Source organism: Streptomyces caatingaensis, from assembly GCF_001187435.1.
Classification (GTDB): Bacteria; Actinomycetota; Actinomycetes; order Streptomycetales; family Streptomycetaceae; genus Streptomyces; species Streptomyces caatingaensis.
In genome coordinates, this window is the sequence record NZ_LFXA01000017.1 from 88,034 (window position 1) to 104,593 (window position 16,560).

A 16,560-nucleotide genomic window follows, 5' to 3' on the forward strand; every position below is an offset into this window, starting at 1 on the left:
GGTATCGACGCAGGTCAAGGGCGCTAGGCAAGGTTCGCTCCGCACGGGGAGCATGGAGAACAACACTACCCCCCTCGCAGGGACCGTCTTCAACGAGACCCTGCGGGGGGGGCGCTGTATCCGGCTGTCCGTCCTGACCGACGAGACCACCAGCCCGGAGCGGCAGCGCGAAGCATGTGACCGGGCCGCCGCGTTCTACAACATCGACTTCGGCGCGGGAGACGACCTCCGGGAAGTCGTAGACCTGGATCTGTCCGCGTCCAAGCTGTCCCCCTTCGCCGTCCGCAGCTCGGCATGTGGCTGTCCCTGCCCGGTACTTCGACGCCTTGGTGTGGTGACGGTTTGACCGGGCCATCCGGTCCATGGACGACATGCACGAGCCGGGCAAGTGGGCCAAGCAACACTGCAAGGTGATCGTGTTCGCCGAGGGGATCGGCAACGGCGCACGGATGATCTTCGACTTCCGCAACCCGCTCGACCCCATGTCGCAGCTTCAACTGACGATGCTCGCGTTCGCGGCCGAGGTGGAATCCACCAGTATCAAAGAACGCGTGATCGGTGCACAGTCCGCCATGCACAGGATGCCGCTCCGGTGGCGGGGCGGCGGACGGCCCGGCCCCGTCGGCGGGACTCCGGCGCGATGCTCATGCGGCGGGCGGGTCGTCACCCGGCCGCACCGCAAGTTTCGCAAGGACCCGCCGCCTTGGTACGAGGAGATGCACGCCCGGGAGAAGCACGCGCACTCGTCCCGGCGGATCCGCGTCGAGCACGGTATTGCCCACCTGAAAGACTGGCGCACCCTCGCCCGCCACCACGGTCACCGCGAAACCCTGCCGGAAACCATGCAAGCCGTCGCAGCCGTGGTCTCTCACCGGCAAAGCGCCACCAGGCCGTTGGCACGAACAGTTTGATCACAAGGCGCGACTCGACCGACGACGCGCCACGGCCACCTGTGCACGAGCTCGTCAGCCCTATACCGGGTTAGCGGGGCTTTGCCACGCCCAGGAGCAATCCACCCCGGCGCGCTCTGCTCGGGGACTGGTGTGCGGCGGCCTCATCCGTGTACCGGTTTGAGGGCCAGGCCGATCCTTCACCGTGCCGCAGTTGCCCTCTTCAGCGCATCGCGGTGCTCCCAAGTCCACGGAGCCTCTCGCAGCTCGGCCGGTAGCCCCGCAAGCCCTGCCGTGATGTGGTCCACGGCATCCGAATACCGCGCGAGCCCCAGGTTTGCCAGGCCCATGTTCAGGCGGTTGAACTCAGGCGTCAGCCAGTAGGCCGTTTCCGGCGGCGGCAGCGCCGCAGCCGTATCCACCAACCCCTCCGCGGCCTCGACCATGCGAAGGGCGTCGTCCCTCTCCCCCAGTTCTGCCAGGCCGGCAGCCGCCTGGAGCATGTCTCCGAGGCGCTGAGCGGGATGGGCGCCAGGCGTGTAGGCGGCAGCGGAGAACCAGCGGGCCATGCCTCGTGGGCGCCCCTGCTGGCGTGCGAGGTACCCCTTGAAGTTGAGCGCCTGGGCAGCCAGCGTGCCGTTCCCTGCTTCGTCAGCCAACTCAACGGCACTGTTGAGGAGTTGCACCGCTTTCGAGTCCTGCCGCGCCTGGGCGAGCAACCACCCACCGAACTGGACGAACTCCGAGGCGACTTCCGCGAGACGGTCACGGTGGGGTCCACGTGCTCCCTTGAGCAGGCGGGTGACCTCCTTCATCTGCGCCAGGGTCGCAGGGATCACAGACTGAGGCTTGACCGTGTCATCCAGCCGTCGATATGCGGCAAGCACCCCCGCCAAGGCGTCCACAGTGCCCGCATCGAGACGCAGACGAAGCCACGAGGGAGGGACCCCCGAACGGCACGCTTGTTGTGGATGAGCGCTCCGACCGGGGCGGGGGCGGCGTCGTGATGGGGCATGAGGGGCCGAACGTTCAGCTCCGGCCCCCGCGCGGGGGAAGGGAGCGGGAAGCGGACCCCCGCAAGTTGCGCCTGGCCACCGCCAGCGAAAGGCGGGAGTCGGGTGCGGGGCAGTCGCGCCCCACGTTCGTCGGCAACCGGTACAGCGGCATCGTGCGGGAACGCCGATGACCAACCTGCGTCCCACCTACCAGTACCCCCGCCCGCTGACCGGGGTCACCCGCTCGTCGGACACCGTGCTGCACACCTACCGCGGCGCACCGCTCGGAAGCGGGGCGACAGTGCGTCAGCCGACAAGTGCGCGGACGCGTACGTCAAGCACCACCACAACCGGCACCCGGGGGTCTGGTGACCACCGGAACGAGCGATCAGCGCATCCGATGGACCGTCGCTCTGAGGCTCGTCGTCGTCCTGGTCGCCGCAGTGGGAGCGGCCGTCTTGTGGCTCGCCGTGCACGGCACGGTGCGCCGGTAGCGGAGGCGTCGATGAGGCTCGTCACTCTCCCTCCACTCGTCCAGGGCTGCAACACCTGCCGGGCCTATGCCGAGATGATCACGACGGCGCTCTTCCGCGGGGCAGCCTCGACGGCCACAGCGGGACGGTACGGCCTTGCGGATCATCTGTGTGAGGCCCACGGGATCGAACCGGCTCCCATCCCCGGGTACGCGGTGCGATCCGGTGACACGGTCATGGACGCCGAGGGCGACGAGTGGATGTTGGTGCGCCGCGCTCCCTGGACCCTTGCCTCTCCGCTCACCCCTCAACGGGCGGGGAGGCAGGCTTAACCCCCGCTTCTATCGGTGGCCTTGGGCCCTGTACGGCTGATCGGGGCGGGTGGCAGAGGCCCGGCCGGCTGCGGGGTCGCTACCGCACCGGCCGGGCGGGGCCCGTTGGGCACAGACGGCCGGCCGGGGATACAAGTGAGTAGCCCGCAGAAGGGGAGACGCCATGGGTTCAACGCCGTGCACGACCTGTACCGGATCCGGGTACGTGACCGACGCCGAAGGCCTGACCCACCAGTGCACCGACTGCGGTGGGACCGGGCGTATTGAACACAGCTAGGCGGCGGAGGTAGCCATGTGCAGCAAGTGTTTCAACGTGGGGTACATCAACGAACAGCTACAGAACGGGACGCGCCTGGTGCATCCGTGCCCGGCCTGCAACAAAGCCGAGTCGGACAACCGTGAGCCCCGCAGGCAGCCTGCCTGGCTCAGCCGTCTGTCCGGCGCAGACAAGTCCCGTACCAAATAGGTAAGGAGTGAAAGGAAGAGGGCTCTGGGACACAAACCGGGGCCCTCAGTCACCTGTGGCCCGGCCTGTACTCACAGGCCTCCGACGCCGGTCGGTGCCCGATGGTGTCGGCAGTCAGCAGACCGGGGCCGCGACCAAGTGTCCTTCGCGTCCTCGGCTGGGCGCTCCGGCTGCTTCTGCCCGCCCACGGCGAGCACCGCACCACCGCCACGGCAGATCCAGAGTTCGTCACCGTTCCCGTCCGTATGTCCGTCTGGCAGAAGCCGTGGAGGGGCCCGAGCAGGGCCGAAGCCCGAGAGGTCTCCCACAGGACCGTACGCCGTAGTGATGGACCGCCGTTCCATGGGCTGGACGCCTGTGGCCCCGGGACGCACCCCCGATCGACCTTGCACACGGCTGGGTGGAAGAGCCGCACGACGGTACCGGCTGGGTCGTCGGCCCCGGCCCCTCCCCGCGCGCGAGCACCGATTCCGCGCTCGTTCCGACGCTGGAAGCGGCCGGGTGGTGGCTGCTCGGCTACTGGGCCCGCAACGGCGACTGAGCGCATACCGGGGTCTGTCGGACTCCCACCCCCGCGTGGTAGCAAGCAGAGATCACCACGGGGGGCAGCCACCAGGGGAGGGACCATGCAGCAGAAGACCAAGACGTGGCTCGGCGCTGGAGCCGTCGTGTTGGCACTCGAGGGCGGGGCGGGGAGGGGAAACCGCGCCGGGCGCGACGGCGTCAGTCGGGGAACGGCAGATGCACCACCACCAGAGCCAACCCACCCAGAACGACATCCCGCTCCGCCGCCCCCAGCCCGTTCCACCGCGACGACTGCCACATCGCGAACCACTCCCCGCCGATCGCGATGAAGCCGAGCCCGAAGAGCAGCAGGAACATCACGAGGCCCAACGACGCGGTGCGGCGGGCGCGTTCGTAGCCGGTGCCGCGCCGCCGGGACGAGCGCAGGGAGGTCAGCCACCGCAGGGTGGCGAGGGTCAGGACGGCGGCCGTCGCCGCCTCCCAGGCGATGATGAGGACGTAGGCGAGGTCCTGGAGCGAACGGACCGTGACGGCCCGCCACATGAGGTCCTCGTCCCCGAACGTCGTGTCCATCGCGAGGACATGACGGACGAACTCCCGGTTCGTACCGAAGTCGGTCACGTTGCCGAAGACGACCAGCAGCGTGTACACCGCCACCGTCCCCGTCAGCACCGTCGCCGCCACCGGCAGCCCGCCCAGCCGCCACACCCGCTCCGGCACACGCATCCGCGCCCCCTCCCAGGTCGTTCCCGCAGCATGCCCGGCCGCGCCGCCGTGTACGCGCTCGGTAGGGTGTTCGTCCTGCCGAGGGGGCCCCACCGGGGCCGGAAGGGGAGGGGAACGGATGGACGCGGAGGCCGGGCGGGGCGGGGAGCGGGCCGAGGAGTGGGCGGACGTCACCCCCGACGCGGCCCGGCGGCTGCTCGCCGCCGCGGTCGAGGCGTTCGCCGAGCGCGGCTACCACGCCACCACCACGCGGGACATCGCCGGCCGGGCCGGGATGAGCCCCGCCGCCCTCTACATCCACTACCGCACCAAGGAGGAACTCCTCTACCGCATCAGCGGCGTGGGCCACCGGCTCGCCCTCGACATCATCGGCCGGGCCCGCGACGGCGCCGGCAGCGCGGCGGAGCGCCTGGCGGACGCGGTGCGGGCCTTCGTGCGCTGGCACGCGGAGCACCACACCACGGCCCGCGTCGTGCAGTACGAACTGGGGGCGCTGGCCGAGGAGCACCACGCGGAGATCGTCGGCACGCGCCGGGAGACGGACGCGGCGGTGCGCGCGATCGTGGAGGACGGCGTCGCGGCGGGCGAGTTCGACGTCCCCGACGTGCCGGGCACCAGCCTCGCCCTGCTGTCGCTGTGCGTGGACGTGGCGCGCTGGTTCCGCGAGGACGGCAAGCGCACCCCGGAGGAGGTCGGCGACCTGTACGCGGGGCTGGCGCTGCGCATGGTGGGGCACGGGGGCGGAGCGTGACGGTCGTGACGGTCCCGCGGCGCGCGGCCGCCGCGGGACCGCCGCCTCACACGGCCGCGTACCGCGGCTCGCACGCGTACCGCCGGGCCGCGGACAGCGCCGCGGGGGTCAGGACGGCGACCGGCACGACGATGCCGCAGTCGGTGCAGACCGGCCCCTCCAGCGGGTAGCGCTCCAGGTCGGTGCGCCATTCGATGTGGTCCTGGGCGCAGACGGGGCAGTGGTCCCCGGGCGCCGACTCCATGGCCGTGATCACCCGGCGCAGCACGTCCGCGAGGCGGGCCCGCGGTGCCAGGGCGGGCGTCGCGCAGGGAACGATGTCACAGCCGCCCCAGGTGTTGCGGTGCCACTCGTCCACCGCCCCGGGCTGGCGGATCCCGTCGTGCTTCTCCCGGCGGCGCCGGCCGGCGAACTCGGCCTCGTAGGCCAGCCAGACCTCACGGGCCTCCTCCAGCTCCGCCAGGGCCCGGACCAGCCGGGCGGGGTCGGGGGAGCGGTCGTCGGGAGCGAAGCCCGCCTGGGCGCACAGGTGTTGCCACGTGGCCCGGTGGCCGTACGGGGCGAAGCGTTCGAGGCACTTGCGCAAAGAGGTCCGTCGCAGAGCGATCGTGTTCCCCGGATTGCGTACCTCTCGTGCGAGAGCTCTGAAACCTGCCACTGCATCCCACCTCCGGCGGTGCGGACTCGGACGAGAAACGACGGCCAAACACGGAAGGGACGTATCGCGGCGCGAATCGGATCCCTCCGGACGGCGCGAGCCCTCTCCGTCGTCGCCGGGGAGGACGCGCCCCGCTAACGCATGCCCCGTCCGGCCATCAGTACGACCCGCGCCAGCTCCGCGTGGCAGATGTCGCTGTGCGCCCCGGCGGGCGGGCCGCCGCGCCGCACGACCTCCCCTGCGTCGACGTTCGCGCAGCCGGACGCCGGGAGGGCGCCCGCCAGGGCGTCGGCGAGGGAGAGCGCCGCGCAGCCGGGCACGGCGCGCATCCCGTCGTGGCCCATGGCGCCCCACCGGGACTCGTCCAGTCCCAGCAGCGATTCCGCGTCCCCCGCCAGCCGGGAGGCCAGCGGGTAGAGCGTGCCGAGCGCCGTGTCGTGCCGGGACCAGCAGCAGGCCACGGTGCCGGCGATCCGCTCCGGCGCGTCGCGCAGCACGCCGGAGCGGCCGGGCGCGAACGGCAGCCGGGGGGTGAACGCGTAGTGCGAGAAGGCGCCTTGGAGCAGAGTGAGCGACTGGACGCGGACGCCGTCGGGGAGTCCGCCGGGCGCGAACGAGACGAGCCGGGCGCCGAAGCTGTGCCCCGACAGGTGCACCTTCAACTCCGGTGCCCGCCCGGCCAGTTCGCCCAGCGCCGGGCCGAGTCCCTGCCGGCCCACCACACCGGCCCGGCGCTTCATCTCCCAGTACGTGCCCTGACGCAGCAGTTCCAGCGCACCCCGCCAGACATGCTTGAGCACACCGCCGAACAGGCCGGGGGCGGGTGGGGCGAGGGACTCCAGCGCGGTGGCGAACGCGTCGCAGACCTCCACCGCGCTCTGGGTGAACATCACCGGGACCATGGGCTCCGAGTCGGTGTCCCGCACCCAGGCCCCGTCCTCCGCCCCGGAGCGGTCGGCCTCCCGGGGGCGCGGGCTGACCAGCGTGCGCACCAGCCCCGTGAACTCCTCCAGCCGCGCCCGGTCCGCCGGTTGCCGCTCGGCCAGTTCGGCGAGGCGGCCGACGACCGCGTCCCGCCCGGGGAAGGCGAGCGTCAGCGCCTCCCGGGTGCCGGGCGGCAGCCCCGGCCGGCCGGCGGCGGGCGCGACGGGGAGCCAGCCGGGCACGTCCTCGTCCGTGAACCGCATGGAGGGCCAGACGATCCCGCAGTACCCGAGGCGCTCTTGGGCCGGGAACGTGGCGAAGAAGGCGTCGTACAGCCGGGTGGCCGTCGAGCGCGTGTTGTTCCAGCCGTGGGCGAAGACGACCAGGTCGGTGAGGTGTTCGTCGGCGGCGCCCCGGAGCAGCGCGTCCAGTTCCCGCCGGTCGGCGCGCCCGTTCTTGTCGAAGGTCAGTTCCCAGTACGGCCGCACGCTGATGCCCGCCATGGCGTCTCCTGCCCCTCCGGTGTGGAGCGCATGGTCCTGCCGGTGCCGGGTGCTGTCCAGAGCGGCGCGGGATGGTATCGCGTGCGACGGGCAGGTGTGCGAGTGGCAAGATCCTCCGGGGGACGCCGCGTGCCCGGCGCGGCACCGCAGTCGAGGAGGGGTGGGGTTCAGTGGGGCCGACGAGGAGAGACGCGAGGACCGCTTCCGGCGGCCGGCCGGTGCCGCGGCGGCTGCTGGCCGCCGCGACCCGGCTCTTCGCGGACCAGGGCTACGACCGGACCTCCGTCCAGGAGATCGTCGAGGCGGCCGGGGTCACGAAGGGGGCGCTGTACCACTACTTCGGCTCGAAGGACGATCTCCTGCACGAGATCTACGCGCGGGTGCTGCGCGTGCAGCAGGAGCGCCTCGACGCGGTGGCCGCGTCCTCGGCGCCGGTGGCGGAGCGGTTACGGGCGGCGGCGGTGGACGTCGCGGTGACGACGATCGAGAACCTCGACGACACGAAGATCTTCTTCCAGAGCATGCACCGGCTGGGGCCCGAGAAGTACCGGCAGGTGCGGGCCGAACGGCGGCGGTATCACGAGCGCTTCCGCGCGCTGATCGAGGAGGGGCAGCGGGAGGGGGTGTTCAGCGGGGCCACCCCCGCGGATCTCGTGGTCGACTACCACTTCGGGTCGCTGCACCATCTGAGCAGTTGGTACCGGCCGGACGGGGCGCTGACGCCGCGGGAGGTCGGGGAGCATCTGGCGGATTTGCTGCTGCGGGCGTTGCGTCCGTAGGGGGTTTTGCTCCCCGCCCCGCCCTTTCACCGTTTCCCACCGCTCTGCCGCGCGGGGTGTCCTCAAACGCCGGACGGGCTGAACCGGCCCGTCCGGCGTTTGAGGACAAAACCGCGGCGTAGCCGCGCAGAAACGGTGAAAGGGCGAGGCGGGGAGCACAACCCGGGCCACCGCCCCCTACGCATGGCAGGACAGCGGACGCCCCCCGTTCATCTCCGCCATGTCCCGCAGGACGGCGGGAAGATCCAGCGGCGAGCCGTCCAGATCCGCGTACGCCCGGTGCAGATTGCCCACCAGCCGCTCGCTCTCCTTGAGCCCGGCGAACTCGCCGAGGTCGGCGTCCCGGGCCACCTCCAGCGGGGTGCGGCCCGCCGCCCGCCCCGCGGCGGCCAGTTCCGAGACGTACCGCAGGTACCGCTCGACCGTGTCGAAGACGCCGGGGTCGGTGACGGGCCCGTGCCCCGGCACGACCACCGACGCGTCCAGCCCCCGCAGCAGCTCCAGCGCCCGCAGCGACCCGCTCAGCGACCCGAAGGGGATGAAGGGGGTACCCCCGTTGAAGACGAGGTCGCCGGTGAAGACGATGCGCTGCCGCGGCAGCCAGACGACGGTGTCGCCGACCGTGTGCGCGGGCCCGGGGTGGAAGAGCCGCACCTCCGTGTCGCCGAGGTGCAGCGTGAGGGAGTCGGTGTACGTGAGCGTCGCGGGGGTGATGCGCACGTCGCCGTACTCCACCCACGGCCAGATCGCGTGCAGTTGGTGGCCGACGGCCAGCGTCTGCTCGCGGCAGCCGGCGTGGCCGACGACGGTCGCCCCGAGCGCGGCGAACACGCCGTTGCCGTACGTGTGGTCGCCGTGGTGGTGGGTGTTGACGACGAGGGACGGCGCCGGGGCCCCGCTCCCCGCGATCGCGTCGCGCAGGAGCTCGGCGCGCCGCACGGTCGGCGCGGTGTCGATCAGCAGCGTCCGGTCCCCGTCGGTGACGAACCCGGCGTTGTTCAGGCACCAGCCGCCGTCCGGCTGGACGTACGCGGTCACGCCGGGCGCGAGCGGCACGGTGTAGGGCTCGGGGACCGCCGAGGGGCCGGACACGGCCTCGGGGGTCGGGGACGTGTGGGTACTGCTCGCCATCTGCGCCTCTCCTCGTCGCCGGACAGGCCGTCAGAATACGGGCATGCCCGGCTGAGGGGCGTTCAGGAGCCGGGCCGCAGCCCGTCCCGCAGCCGCTCCAGCAGCGCGTAGAGCGCGGTCCGCTGCTCGGCGTCGAGCGCGTCCAGCGCGGTGTGCGTGGCGTGCATCCCGGCCCTGACCCGGCGGATGGTCTCGCGCCCCTCGTCCGTGGCGACGACGTTCTTGACCCGGCGGTCGGACGGGTCGGGCTCGCGGCGCACCAGGCCCCGGGCCTCCAGCCGGTCGACGATGCCAGTGACGTTGGAGGCGTCGCACACCAGCAGGGTGGCGAGGCCGCGCATGGGGACGGGGCCCTTGAGGTGCGCGAGCAGCTTGGCCTGGACGCCGGTGAGGCCGTGCCGCGCGGCGGAGGCGGAGAAGTCCTGCCACTGGGCGGTGCCGAGGGCCGCCACCAGTTCGAGGAGCCGCTCCTTGGTCGGGGAGGTCGGGGCGGTCATGCGGCCCAGTCTACTCAAGAGCTTGAACCCCTAAACCATTAACTTGACTACCTCAAGTATCGGGTCTAGCTTTGCCCGGTCGTCGGTGCTTGAAGACATCAAGCATTCAGCTCCTGAAGCATTCGGTACCCACCCGGAGGAACCCCCCATGTCCCCGTCCGCGTCGGCCCCGCCGAGAAGGCCGGCCCCGCCGAGAAACGAGACCCTGATCGTCTTCGCCCTGAGCCTCGCGGCGATGGTGGTCTCGATGATGCAGACCCTGGTCGTCCCGATCCTCGGTCTCATCCAGCACGACCTGGGGACCTCCTCGGCGAACGTCAGCTGGGTCACCACCGCGACCCTGCTGTCCGCCGCCGTCTTCACCCCGCTGCTCGGCCGCTTCGGCGACCAGCACGGCAAGAAGAAGACGCTCGTCGGCGTCCTCGTCGTGATGGTCGCCGGGTCCGTCCTGGCCGCCGTGACCCACTCCCTGCTCTGGCTGATCGTCGGCCGGGTGCTCCAGGGCGCCGCCACGGCGATCTTCCCGCTGGCGCTCTCCGTCCTCCGCGAGGAGATCCGCCCCGCCCGGCTGCCCGGCGCCATGGCCATGGTCAGCGGCACCCTCGCCTTCGGCAGCGGCCTGGCGCTCGTCGCCACCGGCCTGCTCACCTCCGGCGACGACCCCGACTACCGCAGCGCCTTCTGGCTGGCCACCGGGCTGGCCGCGCTCGCCCTGGTCGCCGTCGCCGCCCTCGTCCCCGCCACCCGCGAGACCACCGGCGGCCGCACCGACGTCCTCGGCGCCCTCGCCCTGGCCGCCACCCTCGTGCTGCTCCTGCTGCCCGTCACCCAGGGACACGAGTGGGGCTGGGGCTCCGGCCGCACCCTGGGCTGCTTCGCCGGCGCCGTGGTCACGGCCGTCGTCTGGGTCCTGGTCGAGCGGAAGGTGCGCGAACCGCTCGTCGACATGCGGATGTTCGCCCACCGGCCGGTGCTCTTCGCCAACCTCGCCGGGCTGCTCGTCGGCTTCGGCTCCTTCGCCCTCTTCATCGGCGTCTCCTACCTGGTGCAGATGCCGTCGGCGGTCGCCGGCTACGGCTTCGACGCGACCGTCCTGCGCGCCTCCGTCGAGTACCTGCTGCCCAGCACGATCGTCTCGCTGCTGGCCGCGCCCGTCGGCGGCAAACTGGTGCGGCACCACGGCCCGCGCCCGGTCCTGCTGATCGCCTCCCTGATCGGCACCGCCGGCTTCGTCTGGATCGCCCTCGACCACGGGCACACCGTCTCCGTGATCGCCGCCGGGATGTGCGTCGGCGCCGGCATCAGCTTCGGCTACGCGGCCATGCCCGCCGTCATCGTCACCAGCGTCCCGCCGCACCAGACGGGCATAGCCAACGGCATCAACTCCATCTCCCGCTCCACCGGCAGCGCCATCGGCAGCGCGATGATCACCACCGTGCTCGCCTCGAAGAGCGTCGGGCACCTGCCGCCGGGCGCGCCCGCGCTGCCCGCCGAGAGCCAGTTCACCCTGACCTTCGTCATCGCCGGCACCGCCTTCCTGCTCGTCTCGCTGGTCGCCTGGCCGGGACTGCGCGGTGCGCACGCCCCGCGCCCCGCTGGGGTGGCGGGCTCCGCCCCGGCGTCGGACGCTGAAACCGCAGGCGCCACGCGCTGAACACGAGACCGAGGAGCGTCAACATGAAGGCTGTCAGCTACCGCGCCTACGGCGGGCCCGAGGTCCTGGAGTACGGAGAGGTCCCCGAGCCCCCGGTCGGCCCGGACTCCGTGCTGGTCAGGGTCCGGGCGGCGGCAGTCAACCCGGTGGACTGGAAGGCCCAGGCGGGCTATCTGGACGGGATGATCGCCCCGGTCTTCCCCGTCGTCCCCGGCTGGGACGTGGCCGGCACCGTCGAGCGGCTCGGTGCGGACACGCCCGAGCTGGCCGTCGGGGACGAGGTCATCGGGTACGTCCGGGAGGACTTCCTCTCCCGGGGGACGTACGCCGAGTACGTCGCCGCGCCGGTGCGGACGCTGGCCCGCAAGCCGCGCAACCTCACCTTCGAGCAGGCCGCCGGGCTCCCGCTGGCCGGCCTCACCGCCTACCAGGCGCTCCGGGCGGCCCGGCTGCGGCACGGCGAGACGGTGCTCGTGCACGGCGCGGCGGGCGGGGTCGGCTCGATGGCGGTGCAGCTCGCGCGCAACGCGGGGGCGCGGGTGGTCGGGACGGCGAGCGAGCGCAACCACGCGTACCTGCGCTCGCTCGGGGCCGAGCCCATCACCTACGGGGAGGGGCTCGTCGACCGCTTCCGGGCGCTCGCCCCCGAGGGCGCGAACGTCGTCCTCGACCTCGTCGGCGGCGGTGTCGTCACGACGTCCTCCCACCTCACCGTGCCGGACGCCCGCCTCGTCTCGATCGCCGACCCCTCGGTCACGGAACTGGGCGGCCGGCTGCTCTGGGTCCGCCCCGACGCGGCCGATCTGACCGCCCTGACCCACCTGGCGGAGCGGGGACGGCTGTGCGTGGAGGTGGCGGAGGTGTTCCCGCTGGAGCGGGCCGGGGAGGCGCAGCGGCGCAGCGCGGAGGGCCACACGCGGGGCAAGATCATCATCGTCCCGTAGGGGTGCGCGGGCCGGGCCGGGGGGCGCGGCCCGCGGGCCGGGGCGGTCTCAACGCCCGCGGCGCCACTCCCGCAGCCGCCGGTACGCCTCCAGCCCGTCCGGCACCCACGCCCACTCCCGGAGGCGCGCCTCGAGCTCCGCCTCCGGGAGGAAGGCGTGCCAGGCCACCTCCTCCGCCTGGGGACGCACCGGCACCTCGCAGCGCACCTCGTACACCCCCGACCACCACGACCCCACCCCCTCCTCCTCGAAGAGGAAGCGGAAGAGCGGCGTCGGCGCGGGGAGGCCGGAGACGCCCAGTTCCTCGGACGCCTCGCGCAGCGCCGCCGCGTCGTACGACTCGCCCGTCCCGAGGACCCCGCCCACGAACATGTCGTACCGCGACGGGAAGATCAGCTTCCGCACCGTCCGCCGGTGGACGAAGATCCGCCCCTGCGGGTCGCGGACCTGGACGAACGTGCAGCGGTGCCGCAGCCCCCGCGCGTAGACCTCGCCGCGGGGCGCCTGCCCCACGACGCGGTCGTGCTCGTCGACGACGTCGAGGATCTCGTCCGCGGCGAGCGGTTGCGGTACATCGGTCATGTCAGCCATGAGGCCATCACATCAGCGCGGCTGGAGATCCCGCACCCTCTCCTCGGCCAGCCCCCGCGGCATCGCCGGGTGCCGTCCGATCAGCACGATCCCGACGACGATCGCCGCCAGCCCCGCCGCCTGCCAGGCCAGCGCCCCCGGCGAGGTCCGCAGCCGGTCGCCGAGGAACCCCACCCCGCAGAGGATGCCGGCCAGCGGCTGGGCGGCGGTCAGGGCGGGCAGGGACATCCGCAGCGGCGCCGTCTCGAAGGCGCTCTGCACCAGCACCAGCCCGGTGACGCCCAGCGCCAGCACCGCGTACGGCTGCCAGCTGACGATCAGCGCGGCGAGCCCGCCGTGCGTCCAGCGCTCGCCGCTGACGCGGGTCAGCGCGTCCTGGACGCCGTACAGCAGCCCCGCCGCCACGGCCAGCGTCGCCGCCTCCGCGCTCATCCGCAGCCGCTTGGAGACCGCCGCGAGGACCAGCGCGCCGCCGATCATGACCCCGACGATCAGCCAGTGCCGCAGCGGATCGGTCACCGAGTGGCCGCCCTGCGGCCGGCCCGCGACGATGAACGCGGTCACGCCGCCCGCCAGCAGCCACAGCCCGCCCCAGCCGGTGAGGCCCAGCGGCTGCTTGGTCTGCCAGCGGGAGAGGGCCATCGCGAACAGCAGGTTCGTCGCGAGCAGCGGCTCCACGAGGGAGATCTCGCCGCCGCCCAGCGCGACCGCGCCCAGCGCCATGCCGGCGACCATCAGCCCCAGGCCCGCCAGCCAGCGTGGCATCCGCACCAGGTCGAGCAGCAGCCGGAAGGAGAGGAAGTCGCTCATGGGGGCCCGCTGCGCCGCGTTCTGCTGGAGGACGAAGCCGAAGCCCAGGCAGAGGGCCGCGCTCAGGGCGAAGGCGAAGACCATGTGTCGCGCACCTCAAGACCGGCCGGAGGTCGGGGACTTGACCCGAGAACGATAGCCGCCTCACGGGCACTGTGCGGAACGAGTACCCCCCTTTCGGACGTTCATCCAGATCCGCCCGGGTCGCCCTGCGGGTTCCCGCCACCGCCCTTGACGGAAGCTGTGACTAACGCTTTGCTGTCCGTGATCAACAGCTGCACTGGAGGACCGTGGAGGACGCCCACCGATGACCCCTCCACGCCCCCTGGGCCGCTCCCGGCTCGGGGGCGGACGTCCGTCCTTCGACCCCGCGCTCGACGACGCCGAACTGGTCACCGTCCGCGACGAGCTGGCCCGCGGCCGCTGGGCCGAGGCCCGCAGGCTCCTCGCCGAGACCGGTGACGACTGGGACCGCCGCGGCCACCGCCTCCTCGTCCTCGGCCGCGTCCCGGCCGGCACCGCCTGGGCCCGCGAGTGGCAGCTCGCCGAGCCCGACAGCGCCGACGCCGCCGCCCTCCTGGCCTGCGCCGCCGCCCAGCAGGCCGCCCGCCGCCGGGAGGACCCCGAGCGGGCCCGCGCCCTGTGCGCGGCCGCCGCGCGCCTGGCGCCCCTGGACCCCACCCCCTGGCTGGCCCTGCTCCTCCTCGCGCACTCCGGCGCCGTCGACGACGAGCCCGCCCGCCACTTCGGCCAGGTCCGCGCCCGCCACCCCGAGCACCACCACGCCCACCACCTCATGGCCGCCGGCCTCGCCCGGCACAAGGCCGACCACGACGACCCCCTGCACGAGGTCTACGACTTCGCCGCCTGGGCCGCCGAACAGGCTCCCGCCGACTCCCCCCTGGCCCTCCTGCCCGTCGTCGCCCACGCCGAGCGCTACCGCGCCCTGGCCCGCGCCGGCGTCCTGCCCCGCGACCCCGCCGCCTCCGGCCACTGGACCGGCCGCCGCGCCCGCCAGGTGCTGGGGGCCGCCTTCGACTGGTGGCTGGAGTGGGACGTCGACGACGTCGCCGAGGACGGCGAGCGGGCCGCCGGCACCACCACCCACCCCCGGCGCAAGGTCGACCTCAACCACCTCGCCCACGCCAAGTTCCACGAGGGCCGGCTCGCCGAGGCCGCCGCCCTGCTGATCAGGATCGGCCCGCACGTCACCCGGGCCCCCTGGTCCTACCCCGACCGCGACCCTGCCGCGGCCTACCGCGCCGCCCGCCGGGCCGCCCTCGGCTCCCGCTGACCCCCCACCGCCGACCCCCGCACCCCCCCACACGACGAAGGACGACCCAGCATGCCAACGGGCCGCACGACACCCGCCGAGATCCACACCTTCAAGGGACAGGAACGGCGCCTGCGCGCCGACCGCATCGGCCTCCCCGGACTCCTCATGTCCGTCGTGGCCGCCAGCGCCCCCCTGATGGTGACCACCGGCGGCATGCCGGTCACCTTCGGCGTCCTCGGCGTGGTCGGCTCACCCCTGCTGTACGTGATCCTCGGCCTGGTCCTGCTGCTCTTCAGCTTCGGCTACGCCGAGATGAGCCGCCACGTCCACAACGCCGGCGCCTTCACCGCCTACATCGCCCGCGGCCTCGGCGGCACCGCCGGCGCCGCCTCCTCGATCGTCGCCCTCGTCTCCTACAGCGCCATGCAGTGCTGCATCTACGGCCTGTTCGGTTTCGAACTCTCCGGGCTGATCGCACGGCACCTGGACGTGACCGTGGCCTGGTGGATACCCGCCCTCGCCGCCGTCGTGGCCGTCGGCGTCCTCGGCTGGCTGAAGATCGACCTCAACGTCAAGGTGCTGGGCGTCCTGCTGCTCGTCGAGGTCGTCATGGTCCTCGTCTTCGACGTCGCCGGGCTCGGCTCGCCCGGCCCCGAGGGCCTCTCCCCGCGCGCCTTCCACCCCGACACGCTCGCGGGCCCCGGCCTCGGCACCGCCTTCTGCGGCACCATCGCCTCCTTCGTCGGCTTCGAACAGGCCGCCGTCTACTCGGAGGAGACCAGCCGCCCGGGCGTCGTCGTCGCCCGCGTCACCTACCTCGCCGTCGGCTTCGTCGCCGTCTTCTTCGCCCTCAGCGCCTGGGCCCTCACCGTCGCCGCCGGCCCCTCCCGCATCCACGAACTCGCCCTCCAGGAGGGCCCCAACCTCCTCTTCGGCCTCACCGAGGACCGGCTCGGCACCGGCTTCACCGACGTCATGCACCTCTTCTACGTGACCGGCATGTTCGCCGCCATGCTCAGCTTCCACAACGTCGTCGCCCGCTACGCCTTCGCCATGGGCCGCGAGGGACTGCTGCCCGCCGCCGTCGGCCGCACCTCCCGCACCAGCGGCGCCCCCGCCCACGGCTCCCTGCTCCAGAGCGGCGTGGCCCTCGCCGTCGTCGCCGTCTTCGCCGCCACCGACGACAAGCCCGCGGGCGACCCCACCGCCCCCGTCCTGCGGCTGTCCAACTGGCTCGGCAACGTCTGCGCGCTGGGCGTCACCGTCCTGATGATCGCCGCCTCCGCCGGCGTCGTCGTCTTCTTCGTCCGCCGCGGCGCCGCCCGCGCCCAGGCGTGGCGCCTGGCCGCCTCCGCCGTCGCCGGCCTCGCCCTGACCGCCATCGCCGTGATCAGCGTCCGCGACTTCGACGCGCTCGTCGGCTCGGGGCCGGACTCACCGCTGCGGTGGGCGCTGCCCGGCATCGTCCTGCTCGCGCTGGTGGCCGGACTGACGCTGGGCCTGGTCCTCAAGTCGGTGCGCCCCGAGGTGCACGCCCGCATCGGGCTCGGCAACGAGGCGTTCCAGCTGGAGAAGGCGGCGGAGGAGGGGCGTTAGCCCCCCGGCGGGCGGGAAGTCCGGGGAAACGGCCCGGAC

The 16,560-nt window shown here is 72.9% G+C and carries 19 protein-coding genes; 11 read left to right on the forward strand and 8 right to left on the reverse strand.

Annotated elements, in window-relative coordinates; all coding sequences use genetic code 11:
* The first annotated feature begins 52 nt into the window (after positions 1–52).
* On the forward strand, positions 53–346 hold the full coding sequence (locus tag AC230_RS34005; RefSeq protein ID WP_241833346.1) for a hypothetical protein: 294 nt from the start codon (positions 53–55) through the stop codon (positions 344–346).
* Positions 347–362: 16 nt separating this feature from the next.
* Positions 363–911, forward strand: coding sequence for a hypothetical protein (locus tag AC230_RS34010; protein WP_241833347.1), 549 nt, complete (start codon positions 363–365; stop codon positions 909–911).
* A 179-nt stretch (positions 912–1,090) separates the two neighbouring features.
* Here AC230_RS34010 and AC230_RS22780 read toward each other — a convergent pair whose 3' ends face one another.
* On the reverse strand, positions 1,091–1,705 hold the full coding sequence (locus AC230_RS22780) for an NsdA family TPR-like regulatory protein (protein ID WP_241833348.1): 615 nt from the start codon (positions 1,703–1,705) through the stop codon (positions 1,091–1,093).
* A gap of 59 nt (positions 1,706–1,764) precedes the next feature.
* Here AC230_RS22780 and AC230_RS34015 point away from each other — a divergent pair, with 59 nt between their 5' ends.
* The 3 genes from AC230_RS34015 to AC230_RS32720 all read left to right on the forward strand — a co-directional run bounded on the left by AC230_RS34015 (position 1,765) and on the right by AC230_RS32720 (position 3,697).
* On the forward strand, positions 1,765–2,076 hold the full coding sequence (locus AC230_RS34015) for a hypothetical protein (protein WP_241833349.1): 312 nt from the start codon (positions 1,765–1,767) through the stop codon (positions 2,074–2,076).
* Positions 2,077–2,253: 177 nt separating this feature from the next.
* Positions 2,254–2,379, forward strand: a complete 126-nt coding sequence (locus tag AC230_RS34400) for a hypothetical protein (RefSeq protein ID WP_277816929.1) — start codon at positions 2,254–2,256, stop codon at positions 2,377–2,379.
* Positions 2,380–3,556: 1,177 nt separating this feature from the next.
* Complete coding sequence (locus AC230_RS32720; protein WP_157868643.1) at positions 3,557–3,697, forward strand: hypothetical protein; 141 nt, start codon at positions 3,557–3,559, stop codon at positions 3,695–3,697.
* 182 nt (positions 3,698–3,879) lie between these two features.
* Here the strand turns inward: AC230_RS32720 and AC230_RS22795 are convergent, their stop codons facing one another.
* On the reverse strand, positions 3,880–4,407 hold the full coding sequence (locus AC230_RS22795; RefSeq protein WP_049718212.1) for a DUF2165 domain-containing protein: 528 nt from the start codon (positions 4,405–4,407) through the stop codon (positions 3,880–3,882).
* Positions 4,408–4,525: 118 nt separating this feature from the next.
* Here AC230_RS22795 and AC230_RS22800 point away from each other — a divergent pair, with 118 nt between their 5' ends.
* Positions 4,526–5,158 carry a TetR/AcrR family transcriptional regulator gene (locus tag AC230_RS22800; RefSeq protein ID WP_049718213.1) on the forward strand — a complete coding sequence of 211 codons (633 nt, stop codon included), beginning with the start codon at positions 4,526–4,528 and terminating at the stop codon, positions 5,156–5,158.
* Between the two features lie 46 nt (positions 5,159–5,204).
* On the opposite strand, the gene AC230_RS22805 is transcribed toward AC230_RS22800, so the two are convergent.
* Positions 5,205–5,816, reverse strand: a complete 612-nt coding sequence (locus tag AC230_RS22805) for a Rossmann-fold NAD(P)-binding domain-containing protein (RefSeq protein ID WP_049718214.1) — start codon at positions 5,814–5,816, stop codon at positions 5,205–5,207.
* 134 nt (positions 5,817–5,950) lie between these two features.
* Positions 5,951–7,243: a hypothetical protein gene (locus AC230_RS22810; protein WP_049718215.1), complete on the reverse strand. Its 1,293-nt coding sequence runs from the start codon at positions 7,241–7,243 to the stop codon at positions 5,951–5,953.
* Positions 7,244–7,314: 71 nt separating this feature from the next.
* Between AC230_RS22810 and AC230_RS22815 the strand changes: the two genes are divergently transcribed.
* Positions 7,315–8,022, forward strand: a complete 708-nt coding sequence (locus AC230_RS22815) for a TetR/AcrR family transcriptional regulator (protein ID WP_078871507.1) — start codon at positions 7,315–7,317, stop codon at positions 8,020–8,022.
* A gap of 177 nt (positions 8,023–8,199) precedes the next feature.
* Here the strand turns inward: AC230_RS22815 and AC230_RS22820 are convergent, their stop codons facing one another.
* Both AC230_RS22820 and AC230_RS22825 read right to left on the reverse strand, forming a co-directional pair.
* Positions 8,200–9,153 (reverse strand): MBL fold metallo-hydrolase, encoded by a 954-nt coding sequence (locus tag AC230_RS22820; protein WP_049718217.1) that lies wholly within the window; start codon positions 9,151–9,153, stop codon positions 8,200–8,202.
* 62 nt (positions 9,154–9,215) lie between these two features.
* Positions 9,216–9,650 carry a MarR family winged helix-turn-helix transcriptional regulator gene (locus AC230_RS22825; RefSeq protein WP_049718218.1) on the reverse strand — a complete coding sequence of 145 codons (435 nt, stop codon included), beginning with the start codon at positions 9,648–9,650 and terminating at the stop codon, positions 9,216–9,218.
* Positions 9,651–9,798: 148 nt separating this feature from the next.
* Between AC230_RS22825 and AC230_RS22830 the strand changes: the two genes are divergently transcribed.
* Both AC230_RS22830 and AC230_RS22835 read left to right on the forward strand, forming a co-directional pair.
* Positions 9,799–11,304, forward strand: a complete 1,506-nt coding sequence (locus tag AC230_RS22830; protein ID WP_049718219.1) for an MFS transporter — start codon at positions 9,799–9,801, stop codon at positions 11,302–11,304.
* Positions 11,305–11,327: 23 nt separating this feature from the next.
* On the forward strand, positions 11,328–12,248 hold the full coding sequence (locus tag AC230_RS22835; protein WP_049718220.1) for an NADP-dependent oxidoreductase: 921 nt from the start codon (positions 11,328–11,330) through the stop codon (positions 12,246–12,248).
* Between the two features lie 48 nt (positions 12,249–12,296).
* Here AC230_RS22835 and AC230_RS22840 read toward each other — a convergent pair whose 3' ends face one another.
* Both AC230_RS22840 and AC230_RS22845 read right to left on the reverse strand, forming a co-directional pair.
* Positions 12,297–12,839 carry an NUDIX hydrolase gene (locus AC230_RS22840; protein ID WP_078871508.1) on the reverse strand — a complete coding sequence of 181 codons (543 nt, stop codon included), beginning with the start codon at positions 12,837–12,839 and terminating at the stop codon, positions 12,297–12,299.
* A 12-nt stretch (positions 12,840–12,851) separates the two neighbouring features.
* Positions 12,852–13,733 (reverse strand): DMT family transporter, encoded by an 882-nt coding sequence (locus AC230_RS22845; protein ID WP_049718222.1) that lies wholly within the window; start codon positions 13,731–13,733, stop codon positions 12,852–12,854.
* 223 nt (positions 13,734–13,956) lie between these two features.
* Here AC230_RS22845 and AC230_RS22850 point away from each other — a divergent pair, with 223 nt between their 5' ends.
* Positions 13,957–14,943 carry a hypothetical protein gene (locus AC230_RS22850; protein ID WP_049718223.1) on the forward strand — a complete coding sequence of 329 codons (987 nt, stop codon included), beginning with the start codon at positions 13,957–13,959 and terminating at the stop codon, positions 14,941–14,943.
* A gap of 51 nt (positions 14,944–14,994) precedes the next feature.
* Positions 14,995–16,521: an APC family permease gene (locus AC230_RS22855; protein WP_049718224.1), complete on the forward strand. Its 1,527-nt coding sequence runs from the start codon at positions 14,995–14,997 to the stop codon at positions 16,519–16,521.
* Positions 16,522–16,560 lie beyond the last annotated feature (39 nt).

Bases quoted from the DNA above. Each gene is read 5' to 3' on its own strand.
- AC230_RS22820 (WP_049718217.1), bottom strand. From the start codon at position 9,153: ATGGCGAGCAGTACCCACACGTCCCCGACCCCCGAGGCCGTGTCCGGC.
- AC230_RS34015 (WP_241833349.1), top strand. From the start codon at position 1,765: ATGCGGCAAGCACCCCCGCCAAGGCGTCCACAGTGCCCGCATCGAGAC.
- AC230_RS22825 (WP_049718218.1), bottom strand. From the start codon at position 9,650: ATGACCGCCCCGACCTCCCCGACCAAGGAGCGGCTCCTCGAACTGGTG.
- AC230_RS22835 (WP_049718220.1), top strand. From the start codon at position 11,328: ATGAAGGCTGTCAGCTACCGCGCCTACGGCGGGCCCGAGGTCCTGGAG.
- AC230_RS22850 (WP_049718223.1), top strand. From the start codon at position 13,957: ATGACCCCTCCACGCCCCCTGGGCCGCTCCCGGCTCGGGGGCGGACGT.
- AC230_RS22815 (WP_078871507.1), top strand. From the start codon at position 7,315: ATGGTATCGCGTGCGACGGGCAGGTGTGCGAGTGGCAAGATCCTCCGG.
- AC230_RS22840 (WP_078871508.1), bottom strand. From the start codon at position 12,839: ATGGCTGACATGACCGATGTACCGCAACCGCTCGCCGCGGACGAGATC.
- AC230_RS22780 (WP_241833348.1), bottom strand. From the start codon at position 1,705: ATGAAGGAGGTCACCCGCCTGCTCAAGGGAGCACGTGGACCCCACCGT.
- AC230_RS22845 (WP_049718222.1), bottom strand. From the start codon at position 13,733: ATGGTCTTCGCCTTCGCCCTGAGCGCGGCCCTCTGCCTGGGCTTCGGC.
- AC230_RS22855 (WP_049718224.1), top strand. From the start codon at position 14,995: ATGCCAACGGGCCGCACGACACCCGCCGAGATCCACACCTTCAAGGGA.
- AC230_RS34005 (WP_241833346.1), top strand. From the start codon at position 53: ATGGAGAACAACACTACCCCCCTCGCAGGGACCGTCTTCAACGAGACC.
- AC230_RS22795 (WP_049718212.1), bottom strand. From the start codon at position 4,407: ATGCGTGTGCCGGAGCGGGTGTGGCGGCTGGGCGGGCTGCCGGTGGCG.
- AC230_RS22810 (WP_049718215.1), bottom strand. From the start codon at position 7,243: ATGGCGGGCATCAGCGTGCGGCCGTACTGGGAACTGACCTTCGACAAG.
- AC230_RS22800 (WP_049718213.1), top strand. From the start codon at position 4,526: ATGGACGCGGAGGCCGGGCGGGGCGGGGAGCGGGCCGAGGAGTGGGCG.
- AC230_RS22830 (WP_049718219.1), top strand. From the start codon at position 9,799: ATGTCCCCGTCCGCGTCGGCCCCGCCGAGAAGGCCGGCCCCGCCGAGA.
- AC230_RS34010 (WP_241833347.1), top strand. From the start codon at position 363: ATGGACGACATGCACGAGCCGGGCAAGTGGGCCAAGCAACACTGCAAG.